21 protein-coding genes, 1 pseudogene and 1 riboswitch are annotated in these 19,973 nt (G+C 65.5%); of the genes and pseudogenes, 13 read left to right on the top strand and 9 right to left on the bottom strand.

Features of this window, described 5'->3' with window-relative positions:
- Positions 1-125: 125 nt before the first annotated feature.
- From KZ813_RS16735 to KZ813_RS16715, 5 genes are all read left to right on the top strand, one after another.
- Positions 126-2,624: a heavy metal translocating P-type ATPase gene (locus KZ813_RS16735; RefSeq protein ID WP_219756133.1), complete on the top strand. Its 2,499-nt coding sequence runs from the start codon at positions 126-128 to the stop codon at positions 2,622-2,624.
- A 100-nt stretch (positions 2,625-2,724) separates the two neighbouring features.
- Entirely contained in the window at positions 2,725-3,333 is a 609-nt protein-coding gene (locus tag KZ813_RS16730) for a DedA family protein (RefSeq protein ID WP_219756132.1), read from the top strand.
- A 518-nt stretch (positions 3,334-3,851) separates the two neighbouring features.
- Positions 3,852-4,538 carry a ZIP family metal transporter gene (locus KZ813_RS16725; RefSeq protein ID WP_219756131.1) on the top strand — a complete coding sequence of 229 codons (687 nt, stop codon included), beginning with the start codon at positions 3,852-3,854 and terminating at the stop codon, positions 4,536-4,538.
- A gap of 55 nt (positions 4,539-4,593) precedes the next feature.
- Entirely contained in the window at positions 4,594-4,977 is a 384-nt protein-coding gene (copM, locus tag KZ813_RS20245) for a CopM family metallochaperone (protein WP_258046897.1), read from the top strand.
- The gene (locus KZ813_RS16715) at positions 4,977-5,897 is read left to right on the top strand and encodes a cation diffusion facilitator family transporter (protein ID WP_219756130.1); all 921 of its coding nucleotides are present in this window, start codon (positions 4,977-4,979) and stop codon (positions 5,895-5,897) included. Before copM ends, KZ813_RS16715 begins: the two co-directional genes overlap by 1 nt.
- 552 nt (positions 5,898-6,449) lie before the next feature.
- Here the strand turns inward: KZ813_RS16715 and KZ813_RS16710 are convergent.
- Genes KZ813_RS16710 through KZ813_RS16700 form a run of 3 tightly spaced genes read right to left on the bottom strand, consistent with a single transcriptional unit; the run spans position 6,450 to position 8,136 of the window.
- Positions 6,450-6,800, bottom strand: a complete 351-nt coding sequence (locus tag KZ813_RS16710) for a DUF3147 family protein (protein WP_219756129.1) — start codon at positions 6,798-6,800, stop codon at positions 6,450-6,452.
- On the bottom strand, positions 6,800-6,991 hold the full coding sequence (locus KZ813_RS16705; protein ID WP_219756128.1) for a DUF1289 domain-containing protein: 192 nt from the start codon (positions 6,989-6,991) through the stop codon (positions 6,800-6,802). The genes KZ813_RS16710 and KZ813_RS16705 overlap by 1 nt, the downstream gene beginning before the upstream one ends.
- Positions 6,991-8,136, bottom strand: coding sequence for a nickel/cobalt efflux transporter (locus KZ813_RS16700; protein ID WP_219756127.1), 1,146 nt, complete (start codon positions 8,134-8,136; stop codon positions 6,991-6,993). Before KZ813_RS16700 ends, KZ813_RS16705 begins: the two co-directional genes overlap by 1 nt.
- Before the next feature lie 148 nt (positions 8,137-8,284).
- Between KZ813_RS16700 and KZ813_RS16695 the strand changes: the two genes are divergently transcribed.
- Positions 8,285-8,554, top strand: coding sequence for a metal-sensing transcriptional repressor (locus tag KZ813_RS16695; RefSeq protein ID WP_219756126.1), 270 nt, complete (start codon positions 8,285-8,287; stop codon positions 8,552-8,554).
- Positions 8,555-8,569: 15 nt separating this feature from the next.
- Here KZ813_RS16695 and KZ813_RS16690 read toward each other — a convergent pair.
- Positions 8,570-8,819: pseudogene (locus KZ813_RS16690) on the bottom strand (MerR family DNA-binding protein); the annotation flags it as partial.
- A 113-nt stretch (positions 8,820-8,932) separates the two neighbouring features.
- Between KZ813_RS16690 and KZ813_RS16685 the strand changes: the two are divergent.
- Entirely contained in the window at positions 8,933-9,124 is a 192-nt protein-coding gene (locus KZ813_RS16685) for a hypothetical protein (RefSeq protein ID WP_219756125.1), read from the top strand.
- Between the two features lie 76 nt (positions 9,125-9,200).
- Here KZ813_RS16685 and KZ813_RS16680 read toward each other — a convergent pair whose 3' ends face one another.
- Entirely contained in the window at positions 9,201-9,404 is a 204-nt protein-coding gene (locus KZ813_RS16680) for a hypothetical protein (protein WP_219756124.1), read from the bottom strand.
- Positions 9,405-9,727: 323 nt separating this feature from the next.
- Between KZ813_RS16680 and KZ813_RS16675 the strand changes: the two genes are divergently transcribed.
- The 3 genes from KZ813_RS16675 to KZ813_RS16665 all read left to right on the top strand — a co-directional run bounded on the left by KZ813_RS16675 (position 9,728) and on the right by KZ813_RS16665 (position 12,323).
- Positions 9,728-10,108 (top strand): surface-adhesin E family protein, encoded by a 381-nt coding sequence (locus KZ813_RS16675; protein ID WP_219756123.1) that lies wholly within the window; start codon positions 9,728-9,730, stop codon positions 10,106-10,108.
- 173 nt (positions 10,109-10,281) lie between these two features.
- A complete protein-coding gene (locus KZ813_RS16670; protein WP_258046896.1) occupies positions 10,282-11,376 on the top strand; it encodes a hypothetical protein in 1,095 nt (364 codons plus the stop codon).
- Positions 11,377-11,660: 284 nt separating this feature from the next.
- Positions 11,661-12,323, top strand: a complete 663-nt coding sequence (locus KZ813_RS16665; protein WP_219756121.1) for a heavy metal-binding domain-containing protein — start codon at positions 11,661-11,663, stop codon at positions 12,321-12,323.
- A 1,549-nt stretch (positions 12,324-13,872) separates the two neighbouring features.
- Here KZ813_RS16665 and KZ813_RS16660 read toward each other — a convergent pair.
- Positions 13,873-14,253: a hypothetical protein gene (locus KZ813_RS16660; RefSeq protein ID WP_219756120.1), complete on the bottom strand. Its 381-nt coding sequence runs from the start codon at positions 14,251-14,253 to the stop codon at positions 13,873-13,875.
- The gene (locus KZ813_RS16655; protein WP_219756119.1) at positions 14,250-14,882 is read right to left on the bottom strand and encodes a hypothetical protein; all 633 of its coding nucleotides are present in this window, start codon (positions 14,880-14,882) and stop codon (positions 14,250-14,252) included. The genes KZ813_RS16660 and KZ813_RS16655 overlap by 4 nt, the downstream gene beginning before the upstream one ends.
- 924 nt (positions 14,883-15,806) lie before the next feature.
- Between KZ813_RS16655 and KZ813_RS16650 the strand changes: the two genes are divergently transcribed.
- Positions 15,807-16,079 (top strand): DUF6894 family protein, encoded by a 273-nt coding sequence (locus KZ813_RS16650; RefSeq protein WP_219756118.1) that lies wholly within the window; start codon positions 15,807-15,809, stop codon positions 16,077-16,079.
- Between the two features lie 520 nt (positions 16,080-16,599).
- On the opposite strand, the gene KZ813_RS16645 is transcribed toward KZ813_RS16650, so the two are convergent.
- Both KZ813_RS16645 and KZ813_RS16640 read right to left on the bottom strand, forming a co-directional pair.
- On the bottom strand, positions 16,600-17,052 hold the full coding sequence (locus KZ813_RS16645; protein ID WP_204200589.1) for a DUF190 domain-containing protein: 453 nt from the start codon (positions 17,050-17,052) through the stop codon (positions 16,600-16,602).
- On the bottom strand, positions 17,009-18,367 hold the full coding sequence (locus KZ813_RS16640; RefSeq protein ID WP_042489218.1) for a voltage-gated chloride channel family protein: 1,359 nt from the start codon (positions 18,365-18,367) through the stop codon (positions 17,009-17,011). The genes KZ813_RS16645 and KZ813_RS16640 overlap by 44 nt, the downstream gene beginning before the upstream one ends.
- Positions 18,368-18,390: 23 nt before the next feature.
- A riboswitch (Fluoride riboswitch) is annotated at positions 18,391-18,467 on the bottom strand.
- Positions 18,468-18,630: 163 nt separating this feature from the next.
- On the opposite strand from KZ813_RS16640, the gene KZ813_RS16635 reads away from it, so the two are divergent.
- Positions 18,631-18,996: a DUF305 domain-containing protein gene (locus tag KZ813_RS16635; protein ID WP_219994278.1), complete on the top strand. Its 366-nt coding sequence runs from the start codon at positions 18,631-18,633 to the stop codon at positions 18,994-18,996.
- A 1-nt stretch (position 18,997) separates the two neighbouring features.
- The coding region (locus KZ813_RS16630) for a beta-propeller fold lactonase family protein (RefSeq protein ID WP_219756117.1) at positions 18,998-19,973 on the top strand (976 nt) is incomplete at its 3' end.

Genomic DNA, 19,973 nt, shown 5'->3' with positions numbered 1-19,973 from the left:
TGCAGAGCGGAGACTTGGCTCGGTGCCGTAGGCTGCGCGCCCGACGGCGCCGTGTTCTTCGGAGTGGCGCAAGAGATCCTGCGCGGTGATCGCGCATCAACCCAGAGGAATGGTGGGAGGTGGTCATGAACGACAGGCTCGAACTCGAGATACCCGTGCTGCTGCCCGATCTGCCGGACGCGGCCGATGCCTGCCTGAACCGTCTCATATCCACGCTCGCGGCGCAGGACGGTGTCCAGCGGGTGCATGCGATCGGTGGAGACGGCGAGGCACCTGCTCGGCTGTGCATCCACTTCGATGGCGGCATGCTCCCGCTGCCACGGCTTCGGGAGCTCGTGCGGTCGGCGGGAGCGGAGATCACCGGACGGTACGGACACGTCATGTGGCGGGCGAAGGGGATCTCCCACGAGCGACGCGCCCGAACGATCAGCGCCGCGCTGTGCGCCATCCCCGGAGTCGTTCAGGCGAGCGCCAGCGTCGGGGGTGCGATCCGGGTGGAATACGACCGTCGGCAAATTGCCGAATCCGACATCCGCGATGCGCTGCGCGGACTCAAGGTGGTCGTGGGTAGGCGCATGGCGGCAGACGGACACGCCGGACACGATCATGGACGAGGCCCCGGCACTGTCGCGGAGGAGCATGGCCGCAGCGATGGCCACGATCATTCCCACGCCGACTTCCTGGGCGCGAACACCGAATTGATCTTCGCGCTCGCCTGCGGCGCGCTGCTGGGCATCGGCTTCGCGATCGAGAAGCTGGGATCGGGGATGCCGGAATGGCTTCCGATCGCGTGCTACGTCGCGGCCTATGTCCTCGGCGGCTTCTTCACGGTGCGGGAGGCCATCGACAATCTTCGATTGAGGAAGTTCGAGATCGACACGCTGATGCTGGTCGCGGCGGCCGGCGCGGCGGCGCTGGGCGCGTGGGCCGAGGGCGCACTGCTCCTGTTCCTCTTCAGCCTCGGCCATGCGCTGGAGCATTATGCGATGGGCCGCGCGAAGAAGGCGATCGAGGCTCTGGCGAAGCTCGCTCCCGAAAGGGCCACCGTCCGTCGCGACGGGCGGACGAGCGAGATAGCGGTCGAGCAGATGGTCGTCGGAGACATCGCGATCGTCCGTCCCAACGAACGCCTTCCCGCCGACGGCTTCGTCATCAGGGGCACGACCGCGATCAACCAGGCCCCGGTGACTGGTGAAAGCATCCCTGTCGACAAGGTGCCGGTCGCAGACACCGCCGCCGCACGCGCCAAGCCTGATGCGGTCGGCGGAGCGAGCAAAGTGTTCGCCGGCACGATCAACGGCGGCGGCGCAATCGAGATTGAGGTGACCCGCCGGTCTAACGAGTCCGCGCTTGCGAAGGTCGTGAAGATGGTGAGCGAGGCCGAGACGCAGAAGTCGCCGACGCAGCGCTTCACCGACCGCTTCGAACGTGTCTTCGTGCCCGCGGTTCTCGCGCTTTCCGTCCTGCTGCTGTTCGCTTGGATCGTCGTCGACGAGCCTTTCCGCGACAGCTTCTACCGCGCGATGGCGGTGCTCGTGGCGGCGAGCCCGTGCGCCCTTGCCATCGCTACGCCGAGCGCTGTGCTGTCCGGGGTGGCACGGGCGGCTCGCGGCGGCGTGCTGGTCAAGGGCGGTGCGCCGCTGGAGAACCTCGGCTCCCTGACGGCGATCGCCTTCGACAAGACGGGCACGCTGACCGAAGGACGTCCGCGCATCACGGATGTCGTTCCCGTCGATGGCGCCGATGAGGGCGAGCTCCTGGCGCTGGCCGTCGCCGTCGAGGCCCTGAGCGATCATCCCCTGGCTCAGGCGATCGTCAAGGACGGTCGCGAAAGGCTGAAGGAGCGAACCTTGCCCGTCGCCGATGAGCTCAAGAGCCTGACCGGCCGGGGCGTCACGGCCAACGTGGGTGGCGAGACCGTGTGGATCGGCAAGGCCGAGATGTTCGGCGCGGAAGGCATTCCCGCGCTGGGGCAGGCGGCCTTGGAGGCGATCGAGCGGCTGCGGGAGGGTGGCCGCACGACCATGGTGGTTCGCAAGGGCGACCGCGACGTGGGCGCCATAGGTCTGATGGACACGCCCCGGAATGCCGCCAGGGTGGCGCTGCGGCGGCTCCACGAGATGGGCGTGTCGCGCATGATCATGATCTCGGGTGACCACCAGAAGGTGGCGGAGGCGATCGCCAGAGACGTGGGGATCGACGTGGCGCTCGGCGGACTCATGCCGGAGGAAAAGGTCGATGCCATCAGGAAGCTCGCGGGCGAGGACAAGGTCGCCATGGTGGGCGACGGCGTCAACGACGCGCCTGCGATGGCGAGCGCCACCGTCGGGATCGCGATGGGCGCCGCGGGTTCGGATGTCGCGCTCGAGACTGCCGATGTCGCGCTTATGGCAGACGACTTGGCGCACCTTCCCTTCGCAGTCGGGCTAAGCCGTCGAACCCGCGGCATCATCCGCCAGAACGTCTTCGTCAGTCTGGGCGTCGTCGCCTTCCTCGTGCCCGCGACCATCCTGGGCATGGGGATCGGACCGGCGGTGGGCGTTCACGAGGGGTCCACGCTCCTGGTCGTCGTCAACGCCCTGCGGCTGCTGGCCTACCGCGATCCGGAAGGAAACGCGGCATGATCCGAGTCTCCGCGGTCGACCGCGCTGCAACGATCGTGCCCGGGTGTTTGCGCCCGACCTCCGGTTCATCTGCGACCCGTCGCCGTCGGAGGTAGTCGCGATGTTCGACATCATCATAGCCGTCCTCACTGCGCTCGGCGGCTTCGGCGTCTTTCTGCTGATGCTCGCGGAGAACGTGTTCCCGCCCATCCCCTCGGAGGTGATCCTGCCGTTGGCGGGGTATGCCGCGACGCAGGGTCGCGGAGGTCTGGCGGTCACCATCGTCGCGGGGACGCTCGGGTCCGCATCGGGAGCGGTCCTGTGGTACTACGTCGGCCGGTGGATAGGCGTCGATCGCCTGAAGCGATTCGCCGCACGGCACGGGCGCTGGCTGACGCTGACACCGCGGGAGATCGACCAGGTCGAAGGCTGGTTCGATCGTCATGGCCGTTGGGCCGTACTGCTCGGCCGCATGGTTCCTGGTGTGCGAACGCTGATCTCCGTACCTGCTGGTGTCAGCGGCATGCCGCTGCTCACGTTCATGGTCGCGACGCTCGTCGGATCGGCGATCTGGACAGCACTGCTGGTGCTCGCCGGATTTCGCCTTGGCCGTCAGTATGGCCAGGTCGCCGGCTTCATCGAGCCCGCGAGCAACGTGGTGATCGCAACTGCGGTAGTCTGGTATCTCTGGCGCGTGGCGACCTTCAACGGTCGGCCCGGGCGGCATTGATGGGTCCGCTCTATCAAAGCGCACTCCGCTACGCTGTGCCGCTTCGGCTTTGCCGCCTATCCAACTGGTGGAGTCTACCCGCATGTTGAAGGCGCAGCACGCCGCACGCGTGGCTCTCCCGGCGGGCTCCTGGCTGCTGCTGGCGACGATGCTCATCCGCACGACACGCGTGGTACGCGGGCACAGGCTCATCTCGGCATCCACCACCCTCGTGTTCGTGCGATGGGCGGGCCGGCTCCATCGCGCCGGCTTCACTGCCTGGCGACGGAACGGCGGGAAGTGGCATCTGTCCGTGCTTGTCAGGTCGAGCAGCCGCCAATGACGATGTCCGCATCTCCCGCCATCGGCGGCTTCTTGCCTGTCCGCGACCTGGGACGAGCCCTACACCTCCTGGGAGGCGAACGTCTTCGTAGCCGGCGTGGCGGCCGGTCGATCCCGAGGGGTTTTGAGCCGCCGCCTCCATCTCCAGGCGAGCCAAGGCGGCGGAGCGCATGATCGATGAAGTTGAGGAAACCTCCATGCTGGCGCTGACCTACACCGTCATCCCGACCATCGCCGTCGTGATTGGGGCGATCATCGCCGCCATGCGGCGGCCCGGGCCTGCCTTCACGAGTGCCATGCAGCACCTGGCGGCGGGCGTCGTCTTCGCGGCCGCTGCCACCGAGATACTGCCTCAGGTGAAGCACGAGGCGAGTCCCGCCGCGACTCTGATCGGCGGCTCGCTCGGTGTGATCGTCATGCTCGGTCTCAAGAGCTTCGAGGATCGGTTCAAGGGGCCAGCAGCTCTCCTCGGCGCCATTGGGATCGACATACTGATTGACGGTCTCGTGCTCGGATTGGCGTTCGTCGCCGGCGAAAAGGCAGGCATTTTGCTCACCGTAGCCCTCACGCTTGAGGTCCTGTTCCTCGGAATCACCGTCACCACCGAACTGGCCGAGACGAGACAGTCGAAGTTGCGCATCATCCTGATCGTTGTAGGGCTTGCGCTGCTCCTACCTGTCGGCTCGCTCGTCGCCGTTCCGGTTGCGGCCTTGTCGCCGATCGTCATCGCCGGTTTCCTCAGCTTCGGCCTCATGGCGCTGCTCTACCTCGTCACCGAGGAACTTCTGGTCGAGGCGCATGAGAAGCCGGACAGTCCACTCATCAGCGCCTTCTTCTTCATCGGCTTTCTTGCGCTGCTGGCCCTTGAGGAGATCGCGGGGTGAGAGGCGGCGCGGCCGACAATCCCGTTAGTCACCCCGCCTTTCATTGGAGCACTGAATGACTCCCTCGATCCTACGAGCGTGCTGCCTTGCGATCCTGTTCGCAGTCCCTGCCTGCTCCGGCAGCAAGCCGGCGGGTCAATTCGCCTCCGACGATCCCGGGTCGCCCGGATCGAAGGACGCCATCCATGGCCCAAACGCGGCCCACGGCGGTGGCGGCATGGCGACGCAGCCGACGGGTGATCCCGATACCGACTTCCTGGCCGCCATGATCGCGCATCACGAGGGCGCGGTGGACATGGCGCGCAAGGAGATCGCGAATGGCAGTGATCCGAGAATCCGGCAGATGGCGGAGAACGTGATCCGAGTGCAGCAGGCGGAGATCGTCCAGATGAGGCGCTGGCTCACCGAGCGCAGCGCCGCGACGCAGGGAGGGAAGTGATGGCACACGAACACAATCACGAAGCGGGCGGACACTCGCACGACCACACCGCCGGAGCCAACGCCAAGATGCTGAGCTGGGCGCTCGCGCTGACCTTCACCTACTTCATCGCGGAAGTCGTGGGCGGGTTCGTCTTCAACAGCCTGGCGCTGCTCTCCGACGCCGCGCACATGATGACCGACGTGATGGCGCTGGTCATCGCGCTACTGGCGATCAAACTCGGGCAGAAGGCAGCCGACGACAAGCGGACGTTCGGCTATCGTCGGTTCGAAATACTCGCGGCCGCTTTCAATGCCGTGCTGCTGTTCGGCGTCGCGATCTACGTCTTCGTGGAGGCGATCAAGCGGTTCAGCCAGCCGCAGGAAGTCCAGTCCTGGGGAATGCTGATCGTCGCCTCGATCGGCCTGGTCGTGAACGTCATCTCGATGCGGCTGCTGATGGCGGGCAAGGAAGGCAGCTTCAACGTCAAGGGCGCCTACCTCGAAGTGTGGGCCGACATGATCGGTTCGGTCGGCGTCATCGTCGGCGCGTTGGTCATCCGTTTCACGGGCTGGACCTGGGTCGATCCGATCGTCGCCGTCGGCATCGGTCTGTGGGTTCTGCCCCGCACCTGGATTCTGCTCCGCGACACCAGCAACGTGCTGCTCGAAGGCGTCCCGGGTGGGCTGAAGCTCGCCGAGGTTCGCACGGCGATCGCCGGGGTGCCCGGCGTCGCCGGCCTCCACGATCTGCACGTCTGGTCGATGAGCAACGACGAGGTGAACTGCACCGTCCATGTCGTTCTCGAGGACGGCGCCGACGTCGACGGTACGCGGTCGGCGATCCAGGCCGTGCTGAAGACCCGCTACGAGATCGAGCACAGCACGATCCAGACCGAGGCTTCAGGCAGGGACTGCGATGAAGGCGACGTCCATCCGTGACGGACAGCCGTCGGGCGCCGCGTATCCGCCGTTGGACCCCAGCTGAGGATGCCGAGCTGGAACGTCGTCTCCGCGCCCGCGAGCCGGTAGGCGCCGTTGCCGTCGCCATGCGGCGCACGGTTGACGGCGTCCGTGGGCGTGCCCAGCTCCTTGGGTTGACGCTGCGGGGACGGCTCCGGCCGTGGCGACCACAGGTGAGCGCGATCATGCAGCGCCGTGCGAAGGTCGCTGATGGGGAAGATCGCTAGGACGTAATCTCGTCTAGGACCAGGAGACCGCCGCCAGGTCTCCTCTCCAACAGGTTCGAGAGGCGCCGCAAGGCGTCTTCCGGACCGACAAGCTCGAGAACGGCACCGTCCTCGTCGCGACGAAGCGCCGGTTCGTTCAATCCCTCGCGGGTGGCTGCGAAGCGAACGACCTCGGCGAGCTCGGAAGGAAGTGGACCACACTTCGCGAAGATGCGGAGCCGAAACGGCGACCGGATCCCGTTGGAAGACGCTGCGGCTCTCCCGGCCTGGCAGGCCGGATCGGTGCAAATGACGGTGTGCGAGGTCAAAGCTGCAATCCCAAACGTGGTGCGAGGACGGTCATGCCCAGATAGAGCGCGATGGCGAGGGCGCAGCCTGCGCCGAGCGCCGCGGCGAAGGGCCAACCATGCCGGAGCAGAGCGGGGATGAGCAGGAACATCGGCAGGGACGGTAGAACGTACCAGAACGTCGCGGCGACATGGGCCGCCATGTTCTCCGCATCGGGCTTGTCGTGCCACAGCCAGATCATGCCGAGGATCGAGACAAGCGGCAGCGAGGCGATCAGCGCCCCGAAGCCGGGGAAGCGTTTCGCCACCTCCGATGCGACGGCGATCAGCGCGCCTGAGATAAGCGCCTTCGCGGCAAGATAGAACATCAACGGGCCTCGTCTTTTGCGTGGCGGGCGGCGAGCTTCGCCAAACGGTGCGGGAGGTCGCTCGCGACACGCCGGGCGTCACCCGGCCGCAGGTTGCGCCAGCGCCGCACCTCCTCGCGCGTGCGGCCGCAGCCCTGGCACCATCCGGTGCGGGCGTCGAAGCCACACAGCTCGACACATGGCGAGCGCATCAGATCGCGCCGATGCGGGCAACGCCGCTCAGACCCGAATAGCCCATGTAGCAGGCGATCACGACCATTAGTCCAGCCGATGCGTAGGGCGCCTTGCGCGCGAAGTCGCCGAACCCCGACCAGCGCTTCTGGATTTGGTTGATGCTCAGCGAGGCGATCACGCGGGCGCTGACCATCGTCACCGCGAGGCCGACACTGAAGGCGCTGACCAGCACGACGCCGAGCGCGAGCCGCTTGAGCTGGAGGCACAGCAGCAGCACGGTGACGGCCGCGGGGCAGGGGATCAGACCGCCCGTGAGACCGAACAAGGCGATCTGCCCCGTCGTCACCTGCCGATCGGCGAAGCGACGGCTGATATCGGCGGCATGGGCGCGCTCGTGGGCGTCCATGTAGGCGTCGTCGCCCGTCACCTTCAAACGCTCGTTGAGCGCGCCATGATCGTGCCCGTGTTCGTGTTCGCGACCGTGTTCGGCATATGTCAGCTCATGGTCGTGCCTGTGTCCACCGCGCCCGAGCGATACGTGCGCGGAGAAGGCGTGAGGCTCGGGGATCTCCTCGATGCTTTCGAGGAAGTCGCCGCGATCGACGAAACGGAAGGTTTGCGTGGCGCCTGAGCCGCGAGCGGTCGTGACGGTGATGTCGTCCGCCTTCCACCGGCCGCTGGCGAAACTGGCGCGCCAGCGGGGCGGTACGCCGTCCTCGAGAATTTCGCGCCACATCGTGCCGTGCCCGGGCTCGATCGTCCGGACCCCTTCCTCGCCGTGATGTTGATGATGATGGTCGTGGGCCGCCTCGGCCTTCTGAGCGGCGCGAGCGCGCCAGATCATCCAGAGTCCGACGCCCAGCACGATCACGGCGGAGCCGAGCAGCAGATAGGGCTCGGTCGTCTCGGTATTGAAGCCGCGGCCGAGATACTGGCCGCCCAGCGCTATCGCCCACACGATCACGGTGTGGGAGAGGGCGGCGCAGAGCCCGAGCGGAATCGCTTGGCCGACCGTGCCGCGCACGGCGATGATGAAGGCGGCCATCATCGTCTTGGAATGGCCGGGCTCGAGTCCGTGCAGCGCACCGAGCAAGAGCGCGCTCGGGACAAACAGCCATAGGTTCATGCTGCCTTGCTGAACGAGGTCGGCAAAAGAGGCCATGTGGCGTCCCGGTGGTGTCAAGATGTCCAAGCGGCATATGGCCGCTGGCACATCGACTTCGGGAGTGCAATATCCCCCCATGGGGATAGTGCCTATCCCCCCAGGGGGATCCTCGACAAATACTTCTCGGATCTCCTACATAGGCTGCATGGCCCACACAGAGCATTCCAGCCATCCGGCAATCATCAAGCGTCTCAACCGCGCTAACGGTCATCTCAAGAGCATAGTCACAATGATCGAGGAGCAACGGCCGTGCGTCGATATCGCGCAGCAGCTCCAGGCGGTCGAGAACGCGATCGCCAGCGCCAAGCGCGCGCTCATCAACGACCATATCGATCATTGCCTCGTTCACGCGGAGGAGGGCGAGGGCACCAAGGTCGCCGTCGAGCAGTTCCGAGCGATCTCGAAATACTGGTGACAGCCCGCCACTCTCCTATTGATCGAAGGCAAGCAGAATAGGGCAGGGGCCATTTTCCGATCGGTTGCAATCCTGCTCGAGGCGCGCGAGCGCGCTGCGCGCCGTCTGCATCTCGGCTATCTTGCGATCGAGTTCGGCGATCCGGACGACCGCTATCCCTTGCCCGTGCGCGATCGTCGGACACATCGAGCTGAAGCAATTCGGTGATTTCCTCGAGCGTGAAGCCTGCGGCCTGGGCGGAACGGATGAAGCGCAGCCAGCGCACGCGATGCGGCGCCGTGCGCCCCGGGGCGCGCGCTAGGGCCCGATCCTCAGCCTTGTAAGCGTCGACGTGCTCGTGCTCGCGCCGGAGCGCGGTTTGGTCCGCGTCGATCACTTATGGAGAAAAGGGATCAGCTGGTTGAGTCGTTGTCAGCCGACACCGACCCCCCGTACGCCACCGCGATCGCGCAGTCCCGCCTGGCGCTCGGCACGCATGCCGCCGCGGTGACGTTGCTGGATGCGCGCGCCAGGACGCTCGGCCAGTCCGTGCGCTACGAACCGCGTTCGGTGGCCGTTGCTCCGGATTAACATCGGGCTCCGTCAAAGCGCGACAATATCTCCCTGCAACTACACCGCGTCGAACGCCGTCGTAGCAGGCATCATGTCACTGGCCTTCCTCGAAGAGTGAACTGAAGCCTTCATATCGGATGGTAGTCGCGGTCACCGCTCCCGAGGACGCGATCGGCGTGACCCGAGCATGGTTCAACGCCGCCGGGAACATCGCCGGCATCCTCATCCCGTCGTCATCGACATGATCGTGGACAGGACGGGATCGCACGATGGCGCTGTGGTCTACGTGGATGTCCACGTCGCGGCTCCGGTCCGGTGTACGGTCTCGTGGTCGGTCAGGTGACGCAAGTCCAATCGAGCCAGCCGAATGGTGGTTGATGGTCGATGAGCCGCTCGATCGGTGTCATGCGCGAACGATCGATGGTGATCGCTGGCGAAGAAAGCGACTTGCCGTATGCCGTCCGACTCGCCCGTAGCCAATTCACCCGCGGGTCTAGAAACCTGCGAAATCGGCTCGATTCCAGGTCTTTTCGCCTCTTCAAGATCACCAGGCGTCCCTGTAGTCATCACCGGGGAAGGTGAGGGGGGAAGGCTGTGGGAGACGTGAAGAGCTCAGGCTCGGTGCTGGCGCTGATGTTGGCGCTCGCCGTACCTGGTCCAGCTTTGGCGGAGTGGTTCCCGGTGACGACATCGCGGGAGGGATCCGTGTTCTCGCTCGATCCCGATCGCATCAGGACCGTGGGCGGCAAGCGGCACGTCTGGATGAAGGGCGATCACAGCCGCAATCGCGGTGAGAGTTCGCGCTCGTCGATGACCCTGCTGAGCATCGACTGCGCGTCGTCGACCATCAAGACGCTATCCGACACCCGCTACGACTCGTACGGCAAGGCGACTTCAACGCGCAGCTACCCGGATTACGGCGTCGGCTACGATCCGATCACGCCGGAATCCATCGCCGACGAAGTGGCGAGGCGTGCCTGCGCGGCGGGTGACCCGCTGTGATCAGGTTGCGTGGCAAACCGTGCCCGAGATGTGCGGAGCGCGTGCGGACGGCGGCTCTGGTCTGCCGCTATTGCGGGCACCAGTTCGTCGCGTCGGACGCTGGTGAGCAGGTGGGAGGCGGGCCGCCGCGCGATGCCGGGGACATCTCGCCTGGTAGAGGACTACTGCCTCTCATGGCGGGGATCACCGTGCTTGTCGCCGTGCTCGTGGTCGCGCTCGGTTGGAGCTTGGTTCACCGGACCGGTCCCGTGGTGCAGAGACCTGTGAGAGGGCGTTCACCCGCCGTCACCGGCAACGCTGCCACGGAACCTGCAAGGCGGGCACCGGAATTGGCGATCGGCCAAACGCTCGAGTGGACCTCGGGTGGGATGCCCGGGGAGACGGTTCGTCAGGTCGGGCCGATTCGTTTGAGGGTGAGGCGGCGCGTCGAAGACGACGCCGTGGCGCCGGTGGTGGAGGTCTCGCTTGGCCGTGACGCGGTCACCATAGTCGGAGAGTTGGCATCGGAGGGTTTCACCCACCGCATCTCCGCCATTCGTAACAGTGCAGGCGGATCGCCGGTGGTCATGCTGCAGAGCTTCAGCGGCGGCGCGCACTGCTGCAACCACATCCAGGTCGCGGGTCTGTCGAGTGGTCGGCTCAAGGTGGTCGATCTCGGCTCCAGCGACGGAGAGGCGATGCCTCTACCGTACGACATGTCCGGCGACGGGGTCGCCGACTTCGTCGGCGTGGACGAGGCGTTCCTCTACGCCTTCGCGCCGTACGCCATGAGCTTCGCCCCACCTGTAGTACGCAATGTGACCGGTGGTCGCGTGATCGATGTTTCCCGCAATGGCGCGTTCCGCAGGCTGTTCAGGGAGGAGATGAAGAGGGCGGGTGAGACCTGCCGAAGTGGAGGGGACGGAGTCGATCGCAATGGAGCGTGTCCGTCGTACGTCGCCTCGGCGGCGAGGATCGGGCAGCTGGAGCCGGCGTGGGCCGAGATGATGCGCTCCTATGCGGCCGACGCAGAGTGGGTGCTGCCGACGGGATGCACCGTGAGGAGCAAGGCCGAATGTCCCGAAGCGGCGAGGATCGTCTACAAGAGCTATCCGGAGGCGCTGCTCGCATTCCTGAAGGAGCGTGGCTACGTGCCGGCGGGGTGGTCGCCTCCGCAGGTCTTGCAGGATGGGCCGATCGGCGGGTCGGATGAGGCGACCGTCTGGAGCTACGTGCCAGGGCCGGTAACGAGGTCGAGCGGGGGTAGGATGCGGGCTAGAGCGTCATGACCAGCGACGATCCGCTTGGAGGACAGCGCCGAGCGGAGGGCGACCGCGCGCGTTCGGTGGGATCGACGATCAACTCCCACGGAGGTGCGGGCCTCGTGACCTGCGACGACCTGCGGCACCACGTCGCGGATTGACCCGGCGACTTTGGTGGCGGGGAGGCATGGCCCAGAGTTGCTTGCGAAGGAAGCACCGACCCACCGAAGCGTCGATCCGAAGTATCCGCGGAGAGACAGCGTGGTCGGAAGGTGCTCGAGACCTGGAAGAGCTATACGGAGCTAGATCGAATGTCGGACGATTGCGGCAACTGCGGAACGAGGATTACACCGGGTACGGCGTTCAAGACGGCGAACGACAGGAAGTCCGAGAGGTTGGTGGCGCTGGTGAACCTTGTGCAGGGCACCACCTTCACGGAGTTGTGCGCCCGATGCGGCGACGCCGTCATCGCGCAGGTGCACAAGGGGATCGATGGGGAGCTGGCTGAGCGATCGAGGTTCGTCGAGGCCCGGATCGCAGACTTCCCGATGATGACGCTCTCCTGGCTTCCTGCTCGCGCCGATGTGCGCCTGAAGAACATGGTGACCGCGAACGTGACCGTCGGCACCGGGTTCTTCAGCGAGTTCAGCCAGGGCTTCTCCGACTTCGCAGGTGCGGTGAACGTCAATTCCGGCATGAGCTTCAAGGTCAACAAGGGTGAAGCGGCGGCACGCTCGATCCTCGTCGCCAAGGCGCTGGCACTCGGCGCGAACTGCGTCCTCGGCGTGGACATCGACTACGGGACGACGGGCAACAACGCGGCGACCGTCAACATGCAGGGCACGGCCGCTGTGATCAAAAATCTTGATGAGGTCCTCGACGAGGACGTCTACGCTCGAGCGGAGGAACTCGGTCAGGCGTTCGGGAGGATCGCTCAGCTGAAGCGCCTTCGCGCGGGACAGATCGAATTCTAGGACGAAGGCGCCCGTGCGTTCTCCGTCGTGGCAGCCGGAGCCGCTCCGAGGTGGGTGGTTGGTGAGGTGACATCACCCATTCTGCAGGTGACTCCAGCGGAATGCTGCGTCCTGTACTGTCCGCTTCGTGCATCGACGACACCGTCCCACGGGAGGGCGCCGAGCGGCATCTCTGGAGGCATCCGGGTCGTTGTTGAGGACCAGTCGCGACCGCCGACGGTCAACGTCGGAGCCGCCGTACGGGATGCCGTCACGTTGCTGTTGCAGTGCCTGGTCGCCATATTCGAAGAGGGTCGGGTTGGCGGAGACGCGGCATCCGGGTTGATCGCGCGCAGGTTCCCTCACGTGTCTCGAGCCCTTGATCGAGTGTCACGATCCTCCACAAGGTGGAGCAGCGACCCGTCCTGGCGGCGAGGAAGGAAAGATGTTGGCTCCGGCCCAGCAACTCAGGATGACTTGCCGGGCGGAACGTGGGTTGATCGCCGCCGCACTACGCTGAAGGCGCCGATCGCAGCCATGGCCATGGCCCCGCAAAGAGCTACGGCTTTGCACACGGCAACGAGGCGAGGCGCTACATGGAGATATTGTCCCATCTCGTCGACGATGGAGACCAGCACCGAGAGCCATAGTGACGCGGCAACGCACCAGACGACCGATCCTCTCACTTCGCGCATTGAACATCCTGCTTTCGATGGCCGGCGGGTCAACATTCCATAATCCGATGGTTAGGACACGCCAAGGGATCCGGCGCTCGGTATGTACGGCAGCGGTGGCGACGAGGTCGCAGCAGGCTCGTGCTTCCTCGTCGAGCGCATCTTCAACCCGGGCGCCGTCAGGTGAGTGGCAGAGCCTCGCTGAATGCGGCGTCGAGCGCGTCGTCGCGCACTGCGGTGCGGGAGGAAAGCGCTACAGAGGTGGAGGAGCCGCTTTGATTGCGTCAGCTGGATCTCGGAGCAAGCAGCGATGGTCCACTCGCTCCTGTACAGGGGATGCGGTGCGCTAGGTGCCGCAGACGAGGACGCCCTTGGTCGACGACTTTGAGCCTTTCACGGAAACCACGAGGACTGCATGACGTGCCAGCGCACCCCCACGGACAGGCAGCGGCGATCCGCGCTGGATGTTGAGCCTGATGTTCCCGCCTCGCCATTCGTCGTGCGTGAAGGGGAATGCTCTCCCTGTGCTTTGGCGCGGACGCAGAATCAACAAGCGGCCGTTGCGCTTCACCATCGCTTGGTCTCCGACTTCGACGAGGTGGAGCGATCCGCCCACGTGGGACAGCCAGCCACATCCCGCCCCACGCATCCCCTCTCGCGTGATGTCGCTCTGCGTGAGCGCCTGAAGGGGATACGCAGTGCGGGCGCGTTGCGTGCCGGCACTCGGACGGGCCGTGGACGCTAACGCGGCCACGGGGACGAGCGCAATCGCGAACAGCACTGTGCGCGAGCATGACGTCACCCAGGTCGAGGTGTGTGCGATCGGCCCGTCGCGCCTCCGCACCATCGCTGCCACAGCGATACGGCGGCGCAGGCGAGGTGGCACGAGTGGGACGTCAGTGGACGCGGTTGCACAATGCCGTCCTAACGTCCGCACCGCGCGAACCTATGCCGATCTTTCGCCAGGTCGCCTCCCGCGGGGAGGAGGCGCCGCGCTTGAGGATCGCGCCGTTGGGACTGACGATGCGATATGCCACGACGCGGATCAGAGGGTGGCGGCAGTTCACCTCCATGCGTGCGTCAGTCTGCTCTCGATGCTCGTTGACGCCCTCCAGTCGCACGTTGACGAGACGGACCCACGCGTTGACCACATCGCCGCTTCGGGTGGCGGAGGTCTGGTCGAAGAGTCCTCCATCGGGCGAGCGTTGCATGCCGAATGGCTGCCAATCCACGATCGGTGGAGCGGGGATCTGCAGGGCGAGCACGAGAGCGATCACGACGTCACCTCTTCGATGTAGCCGCTCAGGCTGGTGCGCCGCCGGTGCATCAACGCGATTCGACGCAGTCGTATGACGGGGAGGGCCCCGAAGACCGTCGCCAGTGCGAGCGCCGGCAGCGGATGGGATGCGATCTGCCCAACCGAAACGATGGCCGCCAGCAGCAGGATGCCATCGCGTCTGGTGAAGGGCGGCCGACCGATGAACGCTTCGGAGCCAAGTAGCGTGATGCGCTGCTGCCGTCCCGTGACGTTGGTGACCGCGACCAGCCGACCGTTCACGCGATCCAGCCGCAACACGCTTCCTTCGAGCGCTGCGACCGCGGCGGGCAGTTCCTCGCTCAGGTGGCGCCCGGTCTCGTCCTCCATCACGGCGCTCACCAGGCCGCGATGGACGGTATCGACGAAGCCGCCGCCACCGGTCACGAAGCCGCGACCGTCTGAGGAAAGGCCTAGTATCCCCGCGGTTCGACCGAAGGTGGTGGACTGCTGCTGGTAGGTTGCGCTCAGCACCCTCGCGATCTGGCACTCGCCCTGGTACGTCCTACCGCCGATCCGCCGTGGCTGGATCGTCCAACTCCGAAGACGCTGTGCGATGCCGTTAAAGGCGGCCGCCTGCGACAGGTCCATCTCACGCGCCCTCGGAAAGCTGGCGGCACGCGTCCAGGGATGTCGCTGCGAGCTCGGCCGTCGACCGGGCACCGTTTGCGCTCCTGAGATCGCCCGCGGCGGCCACCGAATGGGTGACGAACCGGTGCGAGAGGCTCCGACCGCATGGGAGCTCCCGCAAGATTCCGCGCCTAGCGCCAGGGGGGCGCTCGTCCGGCAGCGGCCTGACATCAGCCGCGGGGGCGAGGGTTTTGCCGACTACAGGGACTTGGAGTCCAATGTACCTCCGCTCAGCGGGCTCGTGTTCCAGCATCTCGCACGCGATCCTTCGACGCGGCGGCGCAGCCAGGCTAATCAGCCGGCGGCACCGCCTCGGTGTCGAGGCGGTGCCGGCCCGAAAGCCGGAAGTTGGAAACCCGCTATCAGACGAGCGCGGACGCCTTTGGGCCCGGAAGCCTTGGACATACGCGTCCGCCTCCCGGCCGAGTCAACTCGGGCCGGGCATACGGCTGCTAATAGCGAGGTTTCCACGCCTCGGTCCGCCTGCTGGCGAACGACCTATATTATGCGTCTCATGGCTGGCGGATCAATCCCGAAGCGGCAGGTCTCCCCACGTCGCCTTGCATCCGAGTCCACCGTCGATCCTGCTGGAGCGGCCGACCACCGCATCGGCGTCGTGGCCTTATGTCCCCTCGCCTGCATGATTGTCGCGCGGGGAACCATGGACCGCGCACCCCGCCAAGACGGCGCTGCCCCGCGCAAGGCATCGGTACACCCGCCCCTTAGTTCGCGAAAGGACGGGGGTGGGCGGCGTGATACTTGCGTTGCTGATCCAGATGTAGGATTTTCGGTCTGCGGCCATGCGATGGCCTCATCAAGGATCGGGGCTGGTGGCAGCGCGACACAACGCTCTGCACCGAAGTGCAAGTTGGGCAGGAGCATGGGATGCCGCGCTTCTTCTTCGATGTCCACAACGGCACGGCGCGACGGGATCGCGAGGGTGTCGAGCTCGCCTCGGTGGATGCGGTGCGCTCGTTCGCTGCGCGGCTGGCGGCGCAGCTCCTGCAGGAGGATCCGGCAGCCTACTGGAACGGTGACATGTGGCACATCAGCGTGACGGACGACATGAACCTCACCTTGTTCCGTCTCACGTTCGTGGCCGTAGACGCCCCCTTCCTTGGATCATCAAGCGGCGATGAGCATGCGGAGAGGACCTAGAGCGCGCCCGAGGTAGTCGTCGGCAGTCTTCACCATGTGCTGCTGAACGCTTGATCTCGGACATCCGCGTTTCGCGTTCTCCAACCTGACCGAGGCCCTCTCTGCCGCGCCTTAATCCCCCGACGGCAGGATCGCGCAGAACAGTGCGGTTTCAAGCCGAAGTGCGACACCGCCTTGTGGCAGCGGGGGCAGCGTGTAGCCCCCAAGCAGCGCAGCGCTGCCCCCGCTGAGGCGGTGACTTGTCGGTCCTTGCCCCTTCGGACCCGCTGCTCCAGCAGCTGGCTTGGTCACGCCGGTGGATGGCCGCATACGCCCAAAACTCGGCCGCTCAGGCGTGCTATACCCCTTCTCGGAAGCGGCCATCCGTTCAGCCCGACCATTCCCGTTTCCCCATCCTCAAAGGCCAATTTCGGGAAGAAGCAATCGGGAACAGATTTTGGGAAAGCCGATGCTCCGGCCGCCTCTCGGCGCGATAAGCAGGACCACCGTCCCGCTATGGCTTCCTTTACGGGAACGCCGATCAGGCTCTGGTTAGCTCAGTTTTGCGCGTGATAGTCCAATGCTCCAGTCGTTTGTAGACGATCACCTTGTCGCCGATCAGATCTCCATGCCGGCGACAGAAGAGGTCGAGCTGATCGCGATCGCCGACCAGTTCGACACAGATCGTCAGATGCGGATCGGCAATTTCCGAGCCGTTCTCCCGGATCGGTTCGTGATTGCTGAAGCCGTAATGGGTATTTTGCGCGACGGCGTTGATGATGCCGTCCGCCTTCGCGGTGCGAATCAGCTCGCGATAGAGCGGCTTTGCCCCCCAGAAGCGACGCGGGCCGATCTTGTCGGACGGTTTCAGATAGATGCGCAGCATCCCGACTTCGCGGTGATGGACGGTGAAACGATTGGGCATGACGGGCTTTCGACAGGAAACAGGATCAGGCGCGCGTGCGCCGGCGAGAAGCGCGGTGCGTGCGGGCATCGCGCAGGGTCGCGTCGGGTGTGAGGTGTGCGGCAGGTACCTTTGGCACAGCGACGCGCTGCGACAGGTAGATGCCGTTGTGGCCTGAGCAGAGGTAGGCGACGAAGCACGCGACTGCGATCGGCACCGCATAGGCCGCGCCGAACAACTCGATCCCCATGAACGTGCAAGCCAGCGGTGTGTTGGCCGCGCCCGCGAACAGCGCGACGAAGCCGATCGCTGCGAATAGCCCCGACGGTACTCCGAACATCGGCGCGAGCGCATTGCCGAGCGCCGCGCCGATAAAGAACAGCGGCGTGACCTCGCCCCCCTTGAAGCCCGCGCTCAGGGTCACGACGGTAAAGAGCAGCTTCAGCGCCCAGCTCCACGAGTGCGTATCGGGACCAAAGAAGCTGGCGATGGTCAGGCTGTCCGGTGTCGCGGCGAGCGTACCCAGGCCAAGATAGTCGCGGGTTCCGAGCAGCCAGACCAGCGCAATCACGGCCAGCCCGCCGATAACGGGTCGTAGTGGGCCATAGGGGATCACGCGCTTCAACCATCCGCCCAGCGCGTGATTGGCCTCGGCAAAGGTCAGCCCGGTCAGACCGAAGGCAATGCCGGCGACACCGGCCTTGGCGACGAGCAGCGCGTCGACCGGCACCAGCGCATCGACATGGTAGACGCCGTGATGAATGCCCCAGGCAAGACAGGTCCAGTCACCGACCAGCGCCGCGACCAGGCATGGCACCAGCGCGCGATACTCGACCCGACCGATCGCCAGCACCTCCAGTGCAAAGACCGCGCCCGCAATCGGCGTCCCGAAGACCGCGCCGAACCCAGCCGCGATCCCGGTCATAAGGAGGGTGCGTGTCGCTTCCGCATCCAATCTGAGCGCGCGTCCAAACCCGCTGGCAAGACTGCCGCCCAACTGCACGGCGGTGCCTTCACGTCCCGCCGATCCCCCGAACAGATGTGTCACGACCGTGCCGAAGAAGATGAGCGGAGCCATGCGCAGCGGCACGCCGCCCCCCGGTTCGTGGATTTGCTCGACGATGAGGTTGTTGCCGCCTTCGACCGAGCGCCCTGTCAGATGGTAGAGCAGTCCGACCACGAACCCGCCGATCGGCAGCAGGTAGAGCAGCCAGGGAAAGGCGAAGCGAAGCCGGGTTACGGCGTCGAGGCTCCGCAGGAAGGCCGCGCAGAGCGTTCCCACCGCTGCGGCCATCGGGACCAGGATCAAAGCCCACCGCAGTACCGACGTGGCATGGGTGCGGCGATCGCGAATGAACGCTGCCATGTTGAACTGGTCATAGAGATTGCGAAATGTCGCGCGCACGATTCCTCCTTGCTGCCTTGCGGCGCCTGGTAGGAATCATCGGCCCTTGCGAGGGCGGTTCGACCGAATGGCCCGGCGGAAATCCATCTCCGTGCCTGCGCATATGCTGTCCGACCGCGACCCGGTCAACCAACCGCAGAAGCATGAGACTATCGTTTTGGTGAGGACCGATAAAATGGCTTTGGCCACGGAATAAACCCCGACGAGCATCGTCTACGCTTTCGAGACCGATGCGCTGGAGGCTTATGCGTAGACGAGATTGGATGCTGGGTCTGACGGCTTCGGCCCTACTTACCGGCGCAGTCGCGGCCGCCCCCGCCGATGGCTACGCTACCATGATGTCTGTCGCGATGGACCGGATGATGGCGGGCATGATGGTCAAGCCGTCCGGTGACGTCGACCGCGACTTCGTGGCGATGATGCTTCCGCATCATCAGGGTGCCATCGATATGGCGGTGGCGGAGCTGCGCTACGGCCATAACGAGCAGCTCAAGCGCATCGCGCAGGAAATCATCATCGATCAGCAGCAGGAGATCGCCGCCATGAAGCTGGCGATCGGCCAGCCGCTACCGCCTTCGACGCCAGCCCCGACGCAGGGCGGCGACCACCATAGCCCTATGGAGCACTGACATGATCCGGACCATCCTGCGCTCGGCCGCCTTGCTGATGAGCGCCGCACCGGGCCTCGCCATGGCCCAGCAGGCGCCGTGGAACGCTAAGGACATGCCCGTCAGCCACCGCGACCGCGTCTATGCGTCTGAACAATTCTCCAACACGGTGTCGGTGACCGACCCGGCCGACAACCGGCTGCTCGGCGTCATCAAACTCGGCGATCCCCAGCCGATGAACTTCTCCCCGCTCTACAAGGGACAGGTGCTGGTTCACGGCCTGGGCTTCTCGCCGGACGGGAAGACCTTGGCGGTCGTGTCGATCGGATCGAACGCCGTGTCGTGGATCGACACCGCCACCAACACCGTCAAGCACACGACCTATGTCGGGCGCAGTCCGCACGAGGCGTTCTTCACGCCGGACGGCAAGGAGGTGTGGGTCACGGTCCGCGGCGAGGATTATATCGCCGTGCTCGACCCCACGACGTACAAGGAGACGGGGCGCATCAAGACGCCCGGTGGTCCGGGCATGACGATCTTCTCTCCCGATGGCCGGTACGGCTATGTCTGCTCTTCGTTCAATCCGGTATTGGCTGTGTTCGATGTCGCGACCCACGCGCAGGTCGGACAGGTGGCGCAGCCAAGCCCCTTCTGCCCCAACATCGCCGCGACGCCGGACGGCAAGCAAGTGTGGTTTACGCTGAAGGACATCGGCAAGACGGTCGCATTCGATGCTCGGCCACCCTTCGCGATCCTGAAGGTGCTGGATACCGGGCCTATCACGAACCATGTCAATTTCGCCCGCACGGCCAAGGGGCAGTTCGCGTATGTGACGGTCGGCGGAGAGAATGTGGTCAAGGTGTTCCGCACGTCCGACTTCGCGCCCGTCGCCACCATCCCGGTCGGCAAGATGCCGCACGGTGTCTGGCCATCGGGCGACGGCCGGCGCATCTACGTCGGGCTGGAGAATGCCGATGAGCTCGCCGCGATCGACACCG

Origin of the sequence: Sphingomonas folli, from assembly GCF_019429525.1 — a bacterium.
GTDB lineage: Bacteria > Pseudomonadota > Alphaproteobacteria > Sphingomonadales > Sphingomonadaceae > Sphingomonas > Sphingomonas folii.
The sequence above is the reverse complement of the archived record's forward strand: the minus strand, read 5'-3'. Positions and strand labels throughout refer to the sequence as shown.

What these genes read in the sequence shown, in the direction of transcription:
- KZ813_RS16670 (WP_258046896.1), top strand. Translation starts at nt 10,282, where the DNA reads ATGGCGGGGATCACCGTGCTTGTCGCCGTGCTCGTGGTCGCGCTCGGT.
- KZ813_RS16730 (WP_219756132.1), top strand. Translation starts at nt 2,725, where the DNA reads ATGTTCGACATCATCATAGCCGTCCTCACTGCGCTCGGCGGCTTCGGC.
- KZ813_RS16725 (WP_219756131.1), top strand. Translation starts at nt 3,852, where the DNA reads ATGCTGGCGCTGACCTACACCGTCATCCCGACCATCGCCGTCGTGATT.
- KZ813_RS16715 (WP_219756130.1), top strand. Translation starts at nt 4,977, where the DNA reads ATGGCACACGAACACAATCACGAAGCGGGCGGACACTCGCACGACCAC.
- KZ813_RS16645 (WP_204200589.1), bottom strand. Translation starts at nt 17,052, where the DNA reads ATGCCCGCACGCACCGCGCTTCTCGCCGGCGCACGCGCGCCTGATCCT.
- copM (WP_258046897.1), top strand. Translation starts at nt 4,594, where the DNA reads ATGACTCCCTCGATCCTACGAGCGTGCTGCCTTGCGATCCTGTTCGCA.
- KZ813_RS16700 (WP_219756127.1), bottom strand. Translation starts at nt 8,136, where the DNA reads ATGGCCTCTTTTGCCGACCTCGTTCAGCAAGGCAGCATGAACCTATGG.
- KZ813_RS16635 (WP_219994278.1), top strand. Translation starts at nt 18,631, where the DNA reads ATGCTGGGTCTGACGGCTTCGGCCCTACTTACCGGCGCAGTCGCGGCC.
- KZ813_RS16685 (WP_219756125.1), top strand. Translation starts at nt 8,933, where the DNA reads ATGGAGAAAAGGGATCAGCTGGTTGAGTCGTTGTCAGCCGACACCGAC.
- KZ813_RS16650 (WP_219756118.1), top strand. Translation starts at nt 15,807, where the DNA reads ATGCCGCGCTTCTTCTTCGATGTCCACAACGGCACGGCGCGACGGGAT.
- KZ813_RS16705 (WP_219756128.1), bottom strand. Translation starts at nt 6,991, where the DNA reads ATGCGCTCGCCATGTGTCGAGCTGTGTGGCTTCGACGCCCGCACCGGA.
- KZ813_RS16695 (WP_219756126.1), top strand. Translation starts at nt 8,285, where the DNA reads ATGGCCCACACAGAGCATTCCAGCCATCCGGCAATCATCAAGCGTCTC.
- KZ813_RS16735 (WP_219756133.1), top strand. Translation starts at nt 126, where the DNA reads ATGAACGACAGGCTCGAACTCGAGATACCCGTGCTGCTGCCCGATCTG.
- KZ813_RS16710 (WP_219756129.1), bottom strand. Translation starts at nt 6,800, where the DNA reads ATGTTCTATCTTGCCGCGAAGGCGCTTATCTCAGGCGCGCTGATCGCC.
- KZ813_RS16655 (WP_219756119.1), bottom strand. Translation starts at nt 14,882, where the DNA reads ATGGACCTGTCGCAGGCGGCCGCCTTTAACGGCATCGCACAGCGTCTT.
- KZ813_RS16665 (WP_219756121.1), top strand. Translation starts at nt 11,661, where the DNA reads ATGTCGGACGATTGCGGCAACTGCGGAACGAGGATTACACCGGGTACG.